The sequence below is a fragment of the Fischerella sp. genome (assembly GCF_013388695.1).
In the GTDB taxonomy this organism is placed as follows: domain Bacteria; phylum Cyanobacteriota; class Cyanobacteriia; order Cyanobacteriales; family Nostocaceae; genus PCC9605.
The window spans coordinates 1-16,429 of sequence record NZ_JACAEU010000050.1; the positions used below are offsets into that span (position 1 = coordinate 1).

At 38.4% G+C, this 16,429-nt stretch carries 14 protein-coding genes; 5 read left to right on the forward strand and 9 right to left on the reverse strand.

Features of this window, described 5'->3' with window-relative positions:
* Window positions 1-75: 75 nt before the first annotated feature.
* The 9 genes from HXY43_RS07500 to HXY43_RS07540 form a co-directional block, all read right to left on the reverse strand.
* Window positions 76-363: a hypothetical protein gene (locus HXY43_RS07500; protein ID WP_026732962.1), complete on the reverse strand. Its 288-nt coding sequence runs from the start codon at window positions 361-363 to the stop codon at window positions 76-78.
* A 117-nt stretch (window positions 364-480) separates the two neighbouring features.
* The gene (chlG, locus tag HXY43_RS07505) at window positions 481-1,518 is read right to left on the reverse strand and encodes a chlorophyll synthase ChlG (protein WP_290881777.1); all 1,038 of its coding nucleotides are present in this window, start codon (window positions 1,516-1,518) and stop codon (window positions 481-483) included.
* Window positions 1,519-1,598: 80 nt separating this feature from the next.
* Window positions 1,599-2,699 carry an ArsA family ATPase gene (locus HXY43_RS07510; protein WP_290881779.1) on the reverse strand — a complete coding sequence of 367 codons (1,101 nt, stop codon included), beginning with the start codon at window positions 2,697-2,699 and terminating at the stop codon, window positions 1,599-1,601.
* Between the two features lie 120 nt (window positions 2,700-2,819).
* A complete protein-coding gene (locus HXY43_RS07515) occupies window positions 2,820-3,014 on the reverse strand; it encodes a DUF2862 domain-containing protein (RefSeq protein WP_026732959.1) in 195 nt (64 codons plus the stop codon).
* A gap of 332 nt (window positions 3,015-3,346) precedes the next feature.
* The gene (locus tag HXY43_RS07520) at window positions 3,347-4,339 is read right to left on the reverse strand and encodes a glycosyltransferase family 2 protein (RefSeq protein WP_290881783.1); all 993 of its coding nucleotides are present in this window, start codon (window positions 4,337-4,339) and stop codon (window positions 3,347-3,349) included.
* Complete coding sequence (locus HXY43_RS07525) at window positions 4,340-5,032, reverse strand: TVP38/TMEM64 family protein (RefSeq protein WP_290881784.1); 693 nt, start codon at window positions 5,030-5,032, stop codon at window positions 4,340-4,342.
* 290 nt (window positions 5,033-5,322) lie between these two features.
* Window positions 5,323-6,126 (reverse strand): class I SAM-dependent methyltransferase, encoded by an 804-nt coding sequence (locus HXY43_RS07530; RefSeq protein WP_290881786.1) that lies wholly within the window; start codon window positions 6,124-6,126, stop codon window positions 5,323-5,325.
* A 127-nt stretch (window positions 6,127-6,253) separates the two neighbouring features.
* Complete coding sequence (locus tag HXY43_RS07535) at window positions 6,254-8,422, reverse strand: hypothetical protein (protein WP_290881789.1); 2,169 nt, start codon at window positions 8,420-8,422, stop codon at window positions 6,254-6,256.
* A gap of 334 nt (window positions 8,423-8,756) precedes the next feature.
* Window positions 8,757-8,951: a hypothetical protein gene (locus tag HXY43_RS07540; protein ID WP_290881791.1), complete on the reverse strand. Its 195-nt coding sequence runs from the start codon at window positions 8,949-8,951 to the stop codon at window positions 8,757-8,759.
* A 113-nt stretch (window positions 8,952-9,064) separates the two neighbouring features.
* Between HXY43_RS07540 and HXY43_RS07545 the strand changes: the two genes are divergently transcribed.
* The 5 genes from HXY43_RS07545 (at window position 9,065) to HXY43_RS07565 (ending at window position 16,133) form a co-directional block, all read left to right on the forward strand.
* The gene (locus tag HXY43_RS07545) at window positions 9,065-9,910 is read left to right on the forward strand and encodes an ABC transporter permease (protein ID WP_290881794.1); all 846 of its coding nucleotides are present in this window, start codon (window positions 9,065-9,067) and stop codon (window positions 9,908-9,910) included.
* Complete coding sequence (locus HXY43_RS07550; RefSeq protein ID WP_290881796.1) at window positions 9,911-10,663, forward strand: ABC transporter ATP-binding protein; 753 nt, start codon at window positions 9,911-9,913, stop codon at window positions 10,661-10,663.
* A 217-nt stretch (window positions 10,664-10,880) separates the two neighbouring features.
* Window positions 10,881-12,002: a UDP-galactopyranose mutase gene (gene glf, locus HXY43_RS07555; protein WP_290881798.1), complete on the forward strand. Its 1,122-nt coding sequence runs from the start codon at window positions 10,881-10,883 to the stop codon at window positions 12,000-12,002.
* A 16-nt stretch (window positions 12,003-12,018) separates the two neighbouring features.
* Window positions 12,019-14,154 (forward strand): glycosyltransferase, encoded by a 2,136-nt coding sequence (locus tag HXY43_RS07560; protein WP_290881801.1) that lies wholly within the window; start codon window positions 12,019-12,021, stop codon window positions 14,152-14,154.
* A gap of 185 nt (window positions 14,155-14,339) precedes the next feature.
* Window positions 14,340-16,133 (forward strand): glycosyltransferase, encoded by a 1,794-nt coding sequence (locus tag HXY43_RS07565; RefSeq protein WP_290881803.1) that lies wholly within the window; start codon window positions 14,340-14,342, stop codon window positions 16,131-16,133.
* The last annotated feature ends 296 nt before the right edge of the window (window positions 16,134-16,429 follow it).

The following is a 16,429-nucleotide window of genomic DNA, read 5'->3' on the forward strand; positions in this document are numbered from 1 at the left end:
CCACCAACCACCAACCACCAACCACCAACCACCAACCACCAACCACCAACCACTAACCACTAACCACTAACATCCCTAATAAAACATCGCATTCGTCTTAGCTTGATAGTCGATACAATTTATTGCCTCTTCTGTATTGGCAACTGAGGGATGAACTGTGCATTTGAGACGATGATCGTCGGTAAAATATTGGCAGCTGGCGCAGGGGATTTGATGCATTTTTTGAGCTGTCTTAACGCTGTCGCGCGTTGCTGCCCATAAACTCCACGCAACCAGAATAATTAACACCCAAGCGCTGACAAAGCAAATCGGCACTAAAAGCTGTTGAATTGTATGAATGAGAAAAGACAGTATTTGTAACACGGCAATTTTTGGAAAAGACTTATAAAAACTGTGAGTGAGGATCGAGAAGTTACTAGCGATCTTAACTTCTCATTCCTCACTCATGACCTCTTACCAAAGAGATAACAAAAGGGTGAATTATATGCCAGCATGACCAATTGCCAAACCAGCAACAAGCATTCCCAAAACTAGGAAAGGTTGAGCGCTGGCTTGGTATTTTACGTCATTATTCATAGGATCACGCAGGAAATACATATCTTGAAAGGTGATTTGCGGGATGATTAGTAATGCCAGAAGTGCGGCATACAAATTCTCATGAACGTAGACTAGATAGGCAGCGATCGCCGCTTGAAAGACATCAATCAATACTACACAAATCCAAGCGGCACTATTAGCACCAAACATGACAGGTAATGACTTTAATCCGAATTTGCGATCGCCCTCTATACTCTTAAAGTCATTGACAACGGCAATACCCAACCCAGCCAAGCTGTAAATCGCAGTGAAAACTACAATCTTCCAATTCAGTTCCCCAAACAAAGCATGGCCGGTACACCAAGGAAAGGCGATGTAACTAGCACCAAGGGCATAACCGCCTAGCCAACCATTTTGTTTTAGCTTCAGAGGTGGGGCAGAGTAAATGTAGGCAATCAAGCCACCCACCAACGCGATAACTGTGATGGTAGGAAATTCATGACCTGCCCAAACATCCAAAGTAAATGCGATGGCAATTCCAGCTAAAAGCAATACTATAATCTGGGTGACTACTTGGGGTAAGGGAATTGCCCCTGAGGGAATTGGACGGTAGGGTTCATTGATGGCGTCAATTTCGCGATCGTAGTATTCATTCATGGTTTGGGTGTAACCCGCCATCACCGGGCCAGCCAGCAGCATACACAACAAAGACTTCAAAACATTTTCCAGCGTCCAGGTGTACTCGCCTGAAGAAGCCGCACCACAGATTACACCCCACATCAAGGGAATCCAGGTGATCGGCTTCATCAGCTGCAAGCGAATTTTCCAAATCGATGTTTCTCCAGATGCGGCACCTTTCATGCCCAGAAGTTGTCTGGTTTTGGCAGTGCGACTAACAGTAGCTGCTTCCTCAGTTGGTGCTACTGACTCTAGTGCATCAGGTGTATTGGAATTCGGAGTTATCGGAGTTGAGTCTGACATAAGGCATACTTGCTAATTAGTAATAGGTAATTGGCAATTGTTTTTTCCATTACCCATTACCTATTACCTATTCCCATTTCCTAAAAAGAGATGATCAAATAATTATTTTGAAACTTTGCGCCAGTAACAGGTCTGCCACTCAAGGCAGGAGGTAGGAAAATATTCCGTCTTTGGTCTCCTGCTTCTATAGTGACTTCTGGCCCGTACTGGGTGAGTTTGACCTGTTTTTTATCAAATCCAGGCAAAAATAAACTTACCTTGCGTTCGTGAATGTCGATTTCAATTGGTTTGGGAGCTTGCACAGCTTGTGCTGTAAAGTTGGGTAAGGCATCCATCAACGTTTGCCAGTCTTCGGCTTTGATATCTGGAACGACACTCACAGGTAAGGGAGTAAATTCCTCAGAGAGATGAATGTTGCTGTCAGAAGATACAAGGATAATACCACCTACGGTTAAACCGACTTGTTGGGCACCACCCCAAAGGTAACGGGCAGAAGCAACTTCAATAGGGTCAGGGGTTGTCACCAAGAAAGCGGCAACATGCTTGGGATCGGCAAGGGCAGCTTTACCCTTGTCTAAAAAATTGTTGACTTGGTTAGTGGGTTGGCCAAAGTTATCTGCTGTCCAGTTGATGTTGAAAAAAGTGCTAATTAGTGGTTGAATCAAGGGCGATTCGGAAATTGCCTTGCCGAAATCGGAGTTAACAAACAATTGCCGAAATCTCCGCACATACCAACTTAGAGACTCTGGCATCCCAAACATCCGCAAAGTGGTGGTGTCACCGCTGCCATCGTAGATAATCGCGTCATATTTGCCGCTTTCGTAATACTCACGAATGGCATTTAAAACAAGGGCGCTGTCCATCCCCGGTAAGACGGATAGTTCTTGACCATAAACATCTTTGAGGATGGGTGTTTTTAGATATTGCGCTTCCAGTTTTTTCACATCTTCCCAGCTACGTTCTAGCAGTACAGATGTTTTAAACTGTACAACTTGTAGATTAGCAGCTATTTCTTGGGGGTCAGAACCGATCGGGACACCCAACAAAATTTGTAATGCTGGTTCTGCACTTCCAGCTAGAAGTACGCACTTTCCTTGGCTTGCCAATAATTTGGCAGCGGCGATCGCCACTTTTGTGCGAGGAGTGCCGCTTTTGCCCAAAAATGTCAATATCAGGGCCATTACTTGATTCCTGTTTTTACCGCCGGTTTTTCAACTCCAACTTAGCATTCGGCTTATTTTAGTAGCTTCTTTCCGAAGTTTAGCAATCAGCGGATTGAGCTACTGGTGACTTGTTTGTACCTACTGTACTACTTTGAGTTCATCTTCAAAAAACCAAGTGGCAAAATTATCATCAAACTTGACAACAACACCAACACCACTAGCATCAGTCATTTTGAAGCCTTCGATAATACCGATTTGTCCTAACCTTTGGACTACAGGGGCAGATACGCGATCGCGCAAACGATAAACTTTGACTTTCTGTCCGATTTCCATGCCAACTCACAATGCAATTAACCAAAAATCAGTGTAGCTGAATCTGGGTCTTTCTCGGAATTCTTGTGGCTCGTTGATGGGGAAAACTATGATTTGGTGAGCATGGGCGTGAGGATAGGCGATCGCTGGAAATGGTTTTCTTTCTTAAGCTAAAACATCAAAAACTTTGATGAGCAAAAATCTCACTTTTGTAGAGATATAAACAAAGTAGGAAAGCATCTGAGTAGATGAATAGCCTGTGAAGTATTAGGTATAATTTTTTACATCTACAAAAGCAAGGGGATAACTATTTAGCTTTTCTTACTTTGTGCTTGTGCTTTCATCATTTCCGCTCATCTAGGGTTTTCGGATAAGCTCTTAAAACCTGCCTCTAATTGCTTACCGGTGACACTAAATCCGCCCACTTCTCCAAGAGTGTAGAGGGGCCGACCTTTGGCTTCTTCGTAGATGCGTCCAACATATTCACCTAAAATGCCAACACAAAGTAACTGAACAGCTCCTATAAAGAATATGGCGACCAAAATGATCGTAAACCCAGTTAAAGGCGAGTGGGGGACAAAAATGCGCCAATAAAGAACTAAAAAACCCATCAAAATTGCCGTCAACGCTGCTAGTAACCCAATATAGGTTGAGATTCGCAGTGGCAATTTTGAGAAGGATACCAAACCATTTACAGCTAAAGCTAAGGATTTACTAAAGGTGTACTTGACATCACCAGCAAAGCGGGGTTCACGCTCAAACCGAATAAATGTTTGTTGGAAGCCAACCCAAGAACGTAGACCCCGAAGATAGCGATTGCGCTCTGGCATGGAATTGAGAACATCTACCACTTGCCGATCCAAAAGACAGAAATCGCCACTATCATTAGGAATATCTACATCTGCAAGGCGTTTGAGAAGGCGATAGAATAAATAGGCAGTGAAGCGCTTGAACCAGCTCTCCTTGTGGCGTTGGGTACGCACTGCATAGACAACTTGATAGCCTTGTCGCCACTTTTGAATCATGTCCGGAATTAGTTCTGGTGGATCTTGTAAATCAGCATCGAGGATAACGATGACCTGACCCCGAGCAAAATTGAGGCCAGCTGTTACAGCGATTTGGTGCCCGAAGTTACGAGCTAGGCTCAGGTAGCAAACGCGTGGATCGGATTGATGAAGGTTTCGCATTAATTTGAGTGAGGAATCTCGACTGCCATCATTGACCAATATTAATTCCACCGAATCATCAAGCTGCTCCATCACTGCACTAATCCGCCGATACATTTCTGGAATAGTTTTTTCTTCGTTGTAAATCGGGACAATAAAAGAATACTTAGGGTACACCATTCATCCATCCTTAGAATCTGACTTATCTAGAATTTCTGTGGCTTTTTTAGGGAAGCTGCGACGATGGCGATACCAAGTAACTGCTGTTACTAGTATTCCAGTTAGCGACAAAGCTCCCATTAATGGCAAGAAATCTCCTGTTCTAAGAGCCTTCAAACCGTAACTGCCTAGCAATACAAAAGGTAGGACACCAGGAACAGTGCCTAAGGTTGTACCCAGAACATAATCTTTAAAGCTGACCGATGTTAGCCCCGCAGCAAAGTTCACCAGACCATAGGGCATGATTGCTACCAAGCGAATAGCAAACATATAGAACAGCCCCCCCCGACGCACCTCAGCATCCATTGCTTGCCACTTTCCAGCTAGTCGTTTGGCTACTGCCTCACGTCCAACAGTGCGGGTAAATGTGAAAGACACAATTGCAGCAATGATTGCCGCAAGGCTAGTCCAGATAACGCCTAGCACTGGGCCAAAAATTGCACCGCCAGTCAAATTAAGTGCAGTTGAGGGCAGAACTAAAATAGTTGCCACAACATACAGAACAATATAGATAATGGGTGCCCAGATACCAGCAAACCTGAGCCAAGCTTGAATTTGTGCTGGCTCAACGCCTCCTAGTAAATATACTGCTAGACCAATGGCGATAATGCAGACAACAAAAAGCAGGAAAATACTGGTTTTAAAGTTTAACATCCAAAAACTTAAGCCTTGGAGTAATTTTGGTTAAAAAGCAGTAGGGGTAGAAATCTAAGTTGAAAACTGTAAAAAGTTGTATAAATTTTAAATGGACTTGTTTTTTTAGTTAGTGTCAATGTTGACTATCTTCATAACTTGGAAACCTACCACCGTTTTTTGCAACACAACCTCCAGTAGCAATCTGTTTCTCTCGAATTAGCTTACCGGAGATTGTGCTTTTCATCCAGCTAACTTTGTCACTCTAATTGTTTTGGTTGAGTAGTTAAAATCATCTCATCTACTTACTGTCACTTCGTGGCAACAACTGCGATATTCCAAGCAAATCTTTTCATAAAAGGTAGCTTTTTGACAAGGTAATCAAGACGTTCCAAGCGGAAGTATAAGCGCCGAAGACGAGGTTCTTCGTAAATAATTTTTTTCCAATAACGTTCTTTATTGGGAGAAACTCGCTCAATCAAGTAAAACTGAATAAAAATCCAGAGAGAGATTAACCAAAAAGTATCGAATTTAACATCGGAAAATAATTTTTTAGTAAACTGGATAATATTAATATCTAACGGTGCTTCATCTTCTGTTCGGACATCTTTAGCTATCTGACGATAGATATTAATAATTGGGTTATGTTTGAGCGGCTCCCAAAAGCAAACCTTACCCCCTGGTTTGACAACTCGATACATTTCCTGTAAAGCTAATTTTGGGTTGACATGATGGAGGATATTAGCTGCATAAACAATATCGAAACTATTATCGGGAAAATCAATATTCATTGCATTAATAACTTTCCCATCAACTTTAACTCCATACTTATCTGCTAACTTAAGGGCGGTTTCTACCATCCCTGAAGAAATATCACTGGCGATGCAATGCGCTCCTTTACGAGCGAAATAGACACTGTTTTCTCCCGCTCCACATCCTAAATCCAAAATTCGCTTTCCCTGGATATCACCTAATTGACGCATAATAAAGCGGTTTTCTGGGCTGGTTGACCCTTCAAAATAAATGTCAACATCGAGTGCGACAACATCTATAGTCGCTGCCCATCTATCATGAAATTCAACTTCCTTTTGTACCCGTTTATCCATATTTTCCATGACTGAATCCTTTGAAGTCTTAGGTATAATTTCCGAAATTTAAAAGACTGAGACTAGATGATACTCCTACTCTTTTATTTGAGCACTATCATTACAGCAATCAAGACTTTTTAGCTATTTGGATGTTCTATTTAGCAAAAATATCAAGGCTGGTAATGCTTAAAGAGCACAAATTCACTGGATCCTTTACATCATCACTGAGATTTACTTTAAAAAGTAAATAATCTGCTCCTTTTGCCTGAATTTTCTCAGCAAAATTAGATGTGTGACTAGAGTGAGGCTGAAATCTCATATTTCCAACTAATTCGCCTTGTGCATTTACCGTATCAAAGTATAGTGATAGATTAGGCATTTTATAGCATTTGTTGTCAGTGGCTCTCTGTTTCATCAAAATCTCAGTAGATTTGTCACTTTGATATTTAATTTGTCCGGCAATTCCAATTCGATCTTTTGGCAATCTATTTAAGTGAAGGAATGATGTTGTGCTTGGCTTATACCCAGAATTTGGATTGATTTGTATGTCATAGGTATTGTTTCTATGTTTAGTAAACCAAATAAATGTATTAGGTTCTTCACTGATTTTGAGCCAATCGGACTGCTGACCTGGACGTAAGCCAATATAGTTATGCATTTGTTTAAGCGTGTATAAGGTTGTTTCCAGGGAAGTTTTCTGAAGTCTTTTATAAACTTTTACAACAGCATTATTGGCTAAAGAAAATTGTACCGGAAGGCGAATAAAATCCTGTGCAATCTTCCAATTATTGTTAAAAGCATCTACAACTACCTTGACGACTTTTTGCTCCTCAGGTCGTAGATGATGTTGGAAAGGAGTTGCAACAACTAAATATTGAGCCTGTAATAACTGCTCTAGTGGATAGTAATCACGGGAGTCAATGTCTGGAGAAGGTAAAATATTTAATTTGTGCTGAGGTTGATTTAATATCAAATCAGCTTCTGAAAGAATAGATTGATTCAAAAAAATTGATGAAGCTGCAACATAGATCGGCTCTTTTGCAGATGCTACAGAGCTAAGATAGTTAACTAGTCGAATGATTTCATCGTAGTCTGAACGGTTTAAGGGCGGGTAGTTAGCTGAAAAAAGTTTGCTAATTTGTGTATTGTTGATTGCCTCTACAGATGCCAGCCCAATAAAAGCATTCAAGATAAAATAAATAATACTGGCACTTACAACCAATATCCTTGTTCTCTTATTTATAGTTATCCAAGCTGTCCAGCAAAATGCAATAAGACCTAGTACCACTAAAAGAGTGAAATGCAGAGTATAGTGAACTCCTAGTACCTTTACACTCATTAACCATTGCAGCAACAGAATACTACTAAATAGAACAATAAAGATAGCAACAGGATGTACTAGTACACGAGTTCTAATTCCTGCGACAAACCCCAATCCAGCCAAAATCCAAGCAAGCCAACCATATGAATATCCGTAATATCTAATACCTTCAGTTATGGATACTTCGTAAGAAGCATAGAGAAGACTGAAATTGGTGCTAAGAACCATTTTTATAAAAGGTAAACCCAGTACGACTAACGTAATCAGGCTTGTACCCACCATCAAGCCAAGCCGCACACTTGTCTTTAATAAGTTACGTAAGGCAACACATGAGTTTTGCCGCACATTCGCAGCATAAAGAATCAAAGTCTGCAATGTAACCGAGGCAAAGAAGGCGATACCGTCATAGACGAAATGACGGCGAAATAATATAGCTACCGAGATAAAAAAGCCGCTCAATACAACCTGCCACCACTGCTTTAGTTGCAAATCTTGCAAGTAAACTAGTATTGCTAGTGCAATTAGTAAAGCGGAGCCTACATCAGGATAACCACGCAAAGTTGGTGCCCAAACCATAGGTGTGAACAAAGTAAGCAAGACTGTGAACCAATAAACAGTACGTGGATAATATGAAACGAGTTTTGCTGCTATAGCTCCTATTGTGAGTGCATAAGGTAGCACATATACCAGTGCCATGCTGAGTATAAAAACTAGACGAGAATCACCAAAAGTGAGTATGAACGGGACAAGTAGTAGTGTGGGAATGTCACTGTAATCTCTACCAGTTGATTCCCAAACTTTGTATAGTGCTTTGATTGGTGACTCTTGAAAATCAATTGCTTTTGCACTAGTCAACTTACTATAGTTAGCGTAGTCCCAATAATAAAATGTGTGTTCATTGGATAGATAAATATATGTAATAGTTATCGTAATAAATATACATAATAAAAGTAATAGAATATTACCAAGCCATCTTTGGTAAGCATTAGTTTTAATAGTCATAATTAAACTCTTTAAAGTTGCTTCTTCAGTATTTGTTATGGCAAATTCTGAATTAAATATCAAAAGTTTACTTTCAAACCAAAGTTAAAATTGCTGAAAAAATTGAAAAGTCAAAAATGTTAGAAAATATGCATATTTTCCTTTTCCGATGCAGAATTAACCCGGAATAATTTAGGTATTTTAACTATATAAGTCCAAAATCTGCTCTAATTAGGATGTTTGAAATAGCTGTGAGTATGTATTGTATGCTGGTTCATTCATAATTTGAGTCGTTGAGATTTTAGTATATGGGACTCAATATCTGAACTATCACGCAAGTGAATAAAGATAATTTTTACAAAAAATTCACAAAAACTTTATAAACTTGTAGACAAATCCGCAGGAATTCTATAGGATATATTGGCAATATTTTATACAAAAATATTGCCACAACAGGTGCAACAAGCACAGCAAAGGTTAACTGATAATACACTGGCAGAGAAATGCGATCGCTGTAAATATAGCTAGTTGAGTCACTATAGATTGACACAGCCGAGTAAAAATAAAGATTAAAAACAGATATTACGTTGTGATTAACTATTCATGGTATAATCATCTCGAAATTTTTACCGCTACATTCAAACCCTGTATCAGCCTAGGTTAATGTTAACACCACTGCTCGGTCTAACTTTGGGGATAGCGATACTGTTGTATGCTTTTTTAGCTTACACAGGTCAGCAATGGTGTCGTTATTCGGAATTGCTGCAAGTCCTAGTATCACGGAATTTAAAGGTGCGTTATCGCGGGTCATTTTTAGGCGTATATTGGTCGTTGTTGAACCCGTTGATAATGACAGGATTATATACTGCGATTTTTGGGACAACTTTTGCTTCCTACTATGATAATTCCATTACTAACTACGTTTTAGCCGCGTTTACTGGATTGGTAGTAATTAATTTTTTCTCTGCATCAACCACGCAGGCATTAAGTAGTGTAGTTAATAATGGCTCTTTATTAAATAAGATTAGTCTGCCAGTGAGCATTTTCCCTATATCCATGATTACAGCAAATGTATTTCAATTTGCTATTGGCGTATTTCCACTGTTGGCAGTCATAACTTTAGTTAAGTCTAAAAATTTGCTAAATGTATTAGCACTTTTTTTACCATTGTTTGCTTTGATTTTAGTTTGTACAGGTTTAGGTCTTTTTATTAGTGCTTCGTACGTATTTTTTAGAGATTTACCTTATTTCTATGAGCTAATCGTATTTGTATTGTGGATGGGCAGCCCCATATTTTATCCAGCAGCAATTGTGCCGGACTCTGTCAAGCCTTATTTAGGAATTAATCCATTGTCACCAATTATTGAAAGCTTTCGTCAGATTGCATTGTCAGAAGGCTTACCAAATCTAACCCTAATAGGAGGTGCATTGCTAAGTGGAATGATTATTGTGACGCTGGGATGGATTTGTTTTCAGTGGTGGCGTCCTCAATTTATGGATTTGCTGTAAATGACAGAAGTTATTCGCTTAGATCGGGTTTCACTGTGGCGACGAACGCAAGAGGAGTTTTCTTACGATCTTAAGAAAACCGTATTATCAATCTTAGAAGGTAAATATCGTAAGCCAGCTAAGAAAATGGTGCTTGACCAAATTGATTTAGTAGTCAAGTCTGGCGAAAAAGTAGGAATTATTGGAGCAAATGGCTCTGGCAAATCCACTTTGTTAAAGGTGATTTGTGGTATTCTTCAGCCTACTAGTGGAACAGTACGAGTACGTGGTCAAATCGCCCCATTAATTGAACTCGGAGCAGGATTTGATCCAGAAATTTCAGTAAAGGACAACATTCTGCTATACGGTGTACTGCTAGGGTTTTCTAGAGTGCAAATGCGAACCAGGGTGCGAGAAATTTTGGAATTTGCTGAGTTAGAAGATTATGCATTAGTCCCGGTAAAAGGACTGTCTTCGGGTATGGTAGCGCGGTTGGGATTTGCCATTGCCACTGATGTGCAGCCTGACATTTTGATATTAGATGAAGTTTTATCGGTAGGAGACGAAAGTTTTAAAAACAAGTGTAAGCAAAGAATAGATAAATTTTGGAACGGAAACGCAACTATTTTGGTGGTGTCTCATGATTTAGAGTTTATCAAACAATCTTGTAAGCAAGCAATATGGTTAGACAAGGGAAAGATTCGATTTATTGGAGATGCAAGTCAAACCGTAGATTACTATTTAGAATCTGTGACAGTAGGAGGAAACTTTTAATTACAGCATTATAGCTATGTCATTAAATTTTTACTAACCCTTTGCACAAGTAGATAATTTTTATCTAATTTGTCCTTAACAAAGAATTTTAAATAATTAGCATTAATCAGTTGTTTTCTAAAAATAAATTTGCAAATTATTTTTGCATATCAGGAGAAATAGACCTTGAAGTGAAATATTTGAGAGTTTGTAAATCGACTATTACACAGGTGAAAAAATGAATCATTTTGACCTAGTTATTTGTGGAGCAGGTCCGGTTGGATGCACAATAGCTGAACGAGCAGCTAATCAGCAAGGTTGGAAAGTTTTAATTATCGAAAAACGCAATCATATAGCTGGTAATTGTTACGATTGTTATCACAAATCAGGTGTAATGATTCATAGATATGGACCTCATTATTTTAGAACAAACAATCAAGAAATTTTTGAATACCTATCCAAATTTACAGATTGGATACCAGGTGATTATTTTGTAAAAAGTTATTCTCAAGGTGAGTTATTTAATTTTCCAATTAATATTGAAACACTTGAAAATTTTTACAATATTAAGCTCTCTGTTAAAGAAGCAAAGGAACTAATAGAAAATGTCAGAGAAAAAATAGAATTTCCGCAAAACTCAGAAGAGTATGTTCTTAGTAAGGTAGGTCGTGAATTATATGAAGCATTTTATTTAGGCTATACCTTGAAGCAGTGGGAACGGCATCCAAAAGATTTGGATACCAGTGTTTGCGGTAGAATTCCTGTGCGTTTTAACAAAGATAGTCGTTATAGCGATTATAAATATCAAGTAACTCCCAGTCAGGGTTTTACTGCCATGTTTCAGAAAATGATAGAGCATCCAAATATTTCGGTTATGCTGCAAACTGATTACAAACAGATAAAACCATTTGTTACACCACGCATAGCAACAGTCTATACAGGTCCTATAGATGAGTACTTTGATTACGAGCTAGGGAAACTTCCTTGGCGGTCTTTGGATTTTGAATTTAAAGAATATTATCAGGAGTACAAGCAACCATGTGTTCAAATTAACTATCCTAATGATTTTGACTATACCCGTACTGTAGAAATCAAGCATGTTACCAAGCAGAAATGCTGGAATACAGTCATATCCTACGAGTATTCTAAAAGCTCAGGCGATCCATACTATCCCGTACCAGCTCCAGAAAATGCTGCTTTATACAAAAAATACGAAGAATTAGCAATGCTAGAGCAGTCTATAAATAAAGTATTTTTTGTTGGACGTTTAGCAGCATATCGTTACTACAACACCGACCAGGTCATAGAAGCTGCTCTAAAAACATTTAATCAAATTCAAAATATCAACTCACAAAACTAGACCCAAAGAGAGTTTTATGCGTCGTTACAAAGCTTGCATTATAACCCCCGATATAGTTGGTCCTGTGAAAAATGGAGGTATTGGTACACACTGTTTCTACTTAGCTAGATTTTTAGTTGAACAGATGAGTCAAGATGTGACAGTGGTACATACTGGCTCTGTAGAAGTTGAAAATATTAGGTTTTGGCGCAGATACTATAAGTCTAAGTTTAATATCCAATTCATTCATGAATCTGAATTACCATTAATGTTTAATGGTGAGATGCGTGGTGGACGCTGGTTTTTATTACGTTCTCAACGCATTTATAACTGGCTGAAGGAACAAGACTTTGATATTTGTTACTTCCAAGACTGGCATGCAAATGGCTTTGTTTCTATTCAGGCAAAACAAACTGGTCAAGCTTTTCATAACACTATTGTAACTTGCATGGCCCATAGCTCCACTGAATGGATTCGGGAAGGTATGCAGTTGTTTCCATGTTACAGATTAGATGATTTGACTTTAGATTACATGGAAAGGTACTGCATGCAGTACGCAGACTATGCGCTCAGCCCAAGCGAATATATGTTTAAATGGGCTGAGTCACATGACTGGACTTTAAGTAATAATCGCGTAGTTTTACCTTACTTATTTGAAAGCACTCAAAATCCAATTAAAACGTCCTTTACAGGAGAACATATCATCTTTTTTGGTCGTTTAGAAACTAGAAAAGGATTTGAGGTTTTCCTTCATGCTTTACAGTTATTAGCTCCCCAACTTAAACAGTCTAAAAAAACTTTAAAAGTCAGTTTTTTAGGTAAAAAGGGCTTGACTAGCTATGGTTCCCCGGAGCAGGCAATTAAAAAATGTCTAAAAAAATATTCAGATGTTTATAAGTATTCGATTTTGAATGAGATGTCTCATTCCCAAGCTCTGGATTTTCTGGTGAAAAATTCCTCTGCTTTAGTAGTGATACCCTCTCTAGTTGATAATTTACCATACACCGTTTTGGAATGTGTTGAACTAAATCTCAACGTCATTGCTGCTAAAACTGGAGGTATACCAGAGATATTCGGTGATGAATCAAGGCTATTCACTCCTATACCGAAAAACTTAGCAAGCAAACTCGAAGAATGTATTACTCATGGTATTGGCCCAATTACTAGTAAATATTCTTCAGAAAATAGCAAATTTTTGTGGAAGGAATTTTGCAATACTGTTGCGGGTACTGATGTCTCCAAGATAAATTGCACTAATTTAAGTAGTTCTAATCAGGAACTGTTAGTATCTGTGTGTATACCTTACTATAACTATGGTGAATATTTACCACATTTACTTAAATCATTGGATAAGCAAACTTACAATAACTTTGAAGCAGTTGTTGTCAACGATGGTTCTACTGATGATTTTTCTCGTCGTGTCTTTGCAGAGATGAAAGAAAAATACCAGCATAAAAATTGGCTGTTTGTAGAAAAAGAAAATGGAGGTATTGGTAACACTAGAAATTTGGCTGCTAGTAAATCAAGTGGTGATTATCTTGTATTTATGGATGCAGACAATGCAGCCGAACCACAAATGTTAGAAAAGATGGTCAAGGGTATATTATCTTCTAAAGTTGATTGTCTTACATGTTACTTTAGAGCCTTTGACAGTGAAATTAGCCCTTTTGCAAAGGTATATGCATATTCGTATGCGCCATTAGGAGGCTGTATAGAGGCTGGTGCATATGAAAATATATTTGGAGATGCGAATTTCATTATTAAGAGAGAAGCTTTTTTTAACATTGGTGGTTTTAAAGAAGATCGCGATACTTCCTATGAAGATTGGGAGTTTTTGGCTCGATTAACCATATCAGGATACACGCTAGATGTTATTCCAGATTTTCTATTTTTGTATAGACACACAGAAGATGGTTTTAGTCGAACTACAAGTACCTACAAAAATCATCATCGTGTTCTAAGAGCTTACATAGAGAACGCACCTTTCTGGACTAGAAGACTTTTAGTAAATTCTGTAGGTTGTACAACTGGTATATTCTCTCAAGTAGAATTAGAGCGATATAAACAAAGAGTAGAAGCGATGGAAACCAGTAAATTCTGGAAAATGAGAAAAGCATGGTTTAAAGTAAAGCGAGCGATGGGATTAACTGACGAGAGCGAGACATGGCGTTAACTAACCAAGAGTAATTTAGACCTAAGCGGCTTACATGATAATGGTGATTTAGAATCTGTAAGCCGTTATGTTCTTGTAATAAATAAGAAGAATAAATACCGATTTCAGCGGTTCCCCTGCATGAAGCATAGTGTAAAGCAAAAAGCTTTTATCTCTGAATTCGCATTCTATAAGTTATAAGTCTAGTGATAAAAAACGATAAGACACAAAAATTTAATAAGCTTAAGCAGATATGGCTAAAACGACGAACGGTAGGACTTCTATCTTTCCTATTTCAGCGATCCTTATCTAAATGGAAGCAAAAGAGAAATTATCAGAAATGGATAAGAAGGCATCGCTTAGATGAAAAAGATACTTTATCTGCTCATGAGCAAATTAAGCAATGGAAGCTACGTCCCAAATTCTCTGTAATTACACCAGTCTATAACGTAGATGCAGTATGGTTAGAAAAAGCTATTGAATCTGTTATTAATCAAATTTATGCAGACTGGGAACTTTGTATTGTAGATGATGCATCTACCAAACCACGCATTCGCTCTATTTTGACTTCCTATAGTAAACTTGATCCTCGCATAAAAGTTGTATTCCGCACAGAAAATGGTCATATTTCTGCTGCAAGTAACTCTGCTTTAGAATTGGCTACAGGAGACTATATTGCACTTTTAGATCATGATGATGAATTAACAATTGATGCTTTATTTGAAAATGCCAAACTAATTAATCAACATCCAGAAGCAGATTTTATTTATAGCGATGAAGACAAAATAGATATTAAAGGTAAACGTTCCGATCCATTTTTTAAACCAGATTGGTCGCCAGAGTATTTCTATTCATGTATGTACACCTGCCATTTAGGTGTTTATCGAACTAGTATTATCCGTGAAATTGGTGGTTTCCGCAGCGAATATAACGGATCTCAAGATTATGACCTAGTCTTACGAGTTGTAGAAAAAACCAAAAATATATACCATATTCCAAAAATTCTATATCATTGGCGGACAATACCCTCCTCTGCTGCATCGGGGTCAGAAGCAAAGCCTTGGGCATATCTTGCAGGTCAAAAAGCACTGCAAGCGATGGTAGAACGTAGCTGCTATCCAGGAATTGTAGAGCAAACAAATAATTCAGGTCTTTATCGAATTCGACGTGATGTAATAGGACAACCTCTTGTAAGTATAATCATTTCTCGGAGTGTTAAAAGTAGTAACGCAGGTCAGGTTTCTCTGGGCAATCTTGAAAATTGCATCCGTAGCATTTACCAGTTGAGTACTTATCGAAATTTTGAAATTATCCTAGTAGATGCTTACGACATTGCGGAAGCGATTTCAAACAAAATTACTGCTTTTGATGTGCAACTAGTTCGCTGCGCTGAACCTTGCAATGTATCTATGCAAATTAATCAAGGTGCAGTTCAAGCTAAAGGGCAATTTCTATTATTGTTAAATGATAATACAGAGGTAGTTGCTCCTGATTGGATAGAATCAATGTTAGAACTTGCACAACAGTCAGAAATTGGTGCAGTAGGAGCAAAATTACTATCCCCTAATGACAGAATACAGCATGTAGGAATAGTCCTACTCGATGGCACTCCTTATCATACCTTCTATGGTTTTGATAGCACCCATCCCGGCTATCATTGTTCAAATATTGTCAATAGAAATTACTTAGCTGTAACTGCTGCTTGTTTGATGATTCGACAAGAGGTGTTTCATGAATTGGGAGGACTTGATGAGGATTTTTCCCTAAATTATCATGATGTAGATTTATGTTTGAAAGCGCATCAAGCAGGATATCGCAATGTGGTGACACCTTATGCTCAACTGCTTTATTATGAGTCAGCTAGTAGGGAAAAAGGTTCAAGACCTCAAGAGTGGCATCAATTAAATCATAAGTGGAAAGATTATTTTAAACAATTAGGAACAGACCCATACTATAATCCAAATTTGTCGTTATTATCACCTAATTTTGAGATAGTTTAATTATTGTCTGCATCAGAGTTTTTGCGATCGCCCCTGATTAACAGTAGACATTAAGACGTGAAGGGCAACAGCTACAGTCACTTTGTTTTTACGTCGCCGTTATATTAACCGATGGTGAACAGCAGTTGACCAATTTCTCTTATGTTTAACTGCTGCATGGATGCTTGAACTACATCTATCCCACATTCCGCACCCTGGGGTGTCACATAGCATAATCACTGAAATTTTTCTTGTTTTTCAGCTATAAAATATACTTTTTAATCGTTCTTTCTCAGTTGATTCAAGGAGTTAAAGTA

Excerpts from the sequence above, each read along its gene's own strand:
- HXY43_RS07550 (WP_290881796.1), top strand. The coding sequence starts at position 9,911 with ATGACAGAAGTTATTCGCTTAGATCGGGTTTCACTGTGGCGACGAACG.
- HXY43_RS07510 (WP_290881779.1), bottom strand. The coding sequence starts at position 2,699 with ATGGCCCTGATATTGACATTTTTGGGCAAAAGCGGCACTCCTCGCACA.
- HXY43_RS07535 (WP_290881789.1), bottom strand. The coding sequence starts at position 8,422 with ATGACTATTAAAACTAATGCTTACCAAAGATGGCTTGGTAATATTCTA.
- HXY43_RS07545 (WP_290881794.1), top strand. The coding sequence starts at position 9,065 with ATGTTAACACCACTGCTCGGTCTAACTTTGGGGATAGCGATACTGTTG.
- HXY43_RS07530 (WP_290881786.1), bottom strand. The coding sequence starts at position 6,126 with ATGGAAAATATGGATAAACGGGTACAAAAGGAAGTTGAATTTCATGAT.
- HXY43_RS07525 (WP_290881784.1), bottom strand. The coding sequence starts at position 5,032 with ATGTTAAACTTTAAAACCAGTATTTTCCTGCTTTTTGTTGTCTGCATT.
- HXY43_RS07560 (WP_290881801.1), top strand. The coding sequence starts at position 12,019 with ATGCGTCGTTACAAAGCTTGCATTATAACCCCCGATATAGTTGGTCCT.
- glf (WP_290881798.1), top strand. The coding sequence starts at position 10,881 with ATGAATCATTTTGACCTAGTTATTTGTGGAGCAGGTCCGGTTGGATGC.
- chlG (WP_290881777.1), bottom strand. The coding sequence starts at position 1,518 with ATGTCAGACTCAACTCCGATAACTCCGAATTCCAATACACCTGATGCA.
- HXY43_RS07515 (WP_026732959.1), bottom strand. The coding sequence starts at position 3,014 with ATGGAAATCGGACAGAAAGTCAAAGTTTATCGTTTGCGCGATCGCGTA.
- HXY43_RS07520 (WP_290881783.1), bottom strand. The coding sequence starts at position 4,339 with ATGGTGTACCCTAAGTATTCTTTTATTGTCCCGATTTACAACGAAGAA.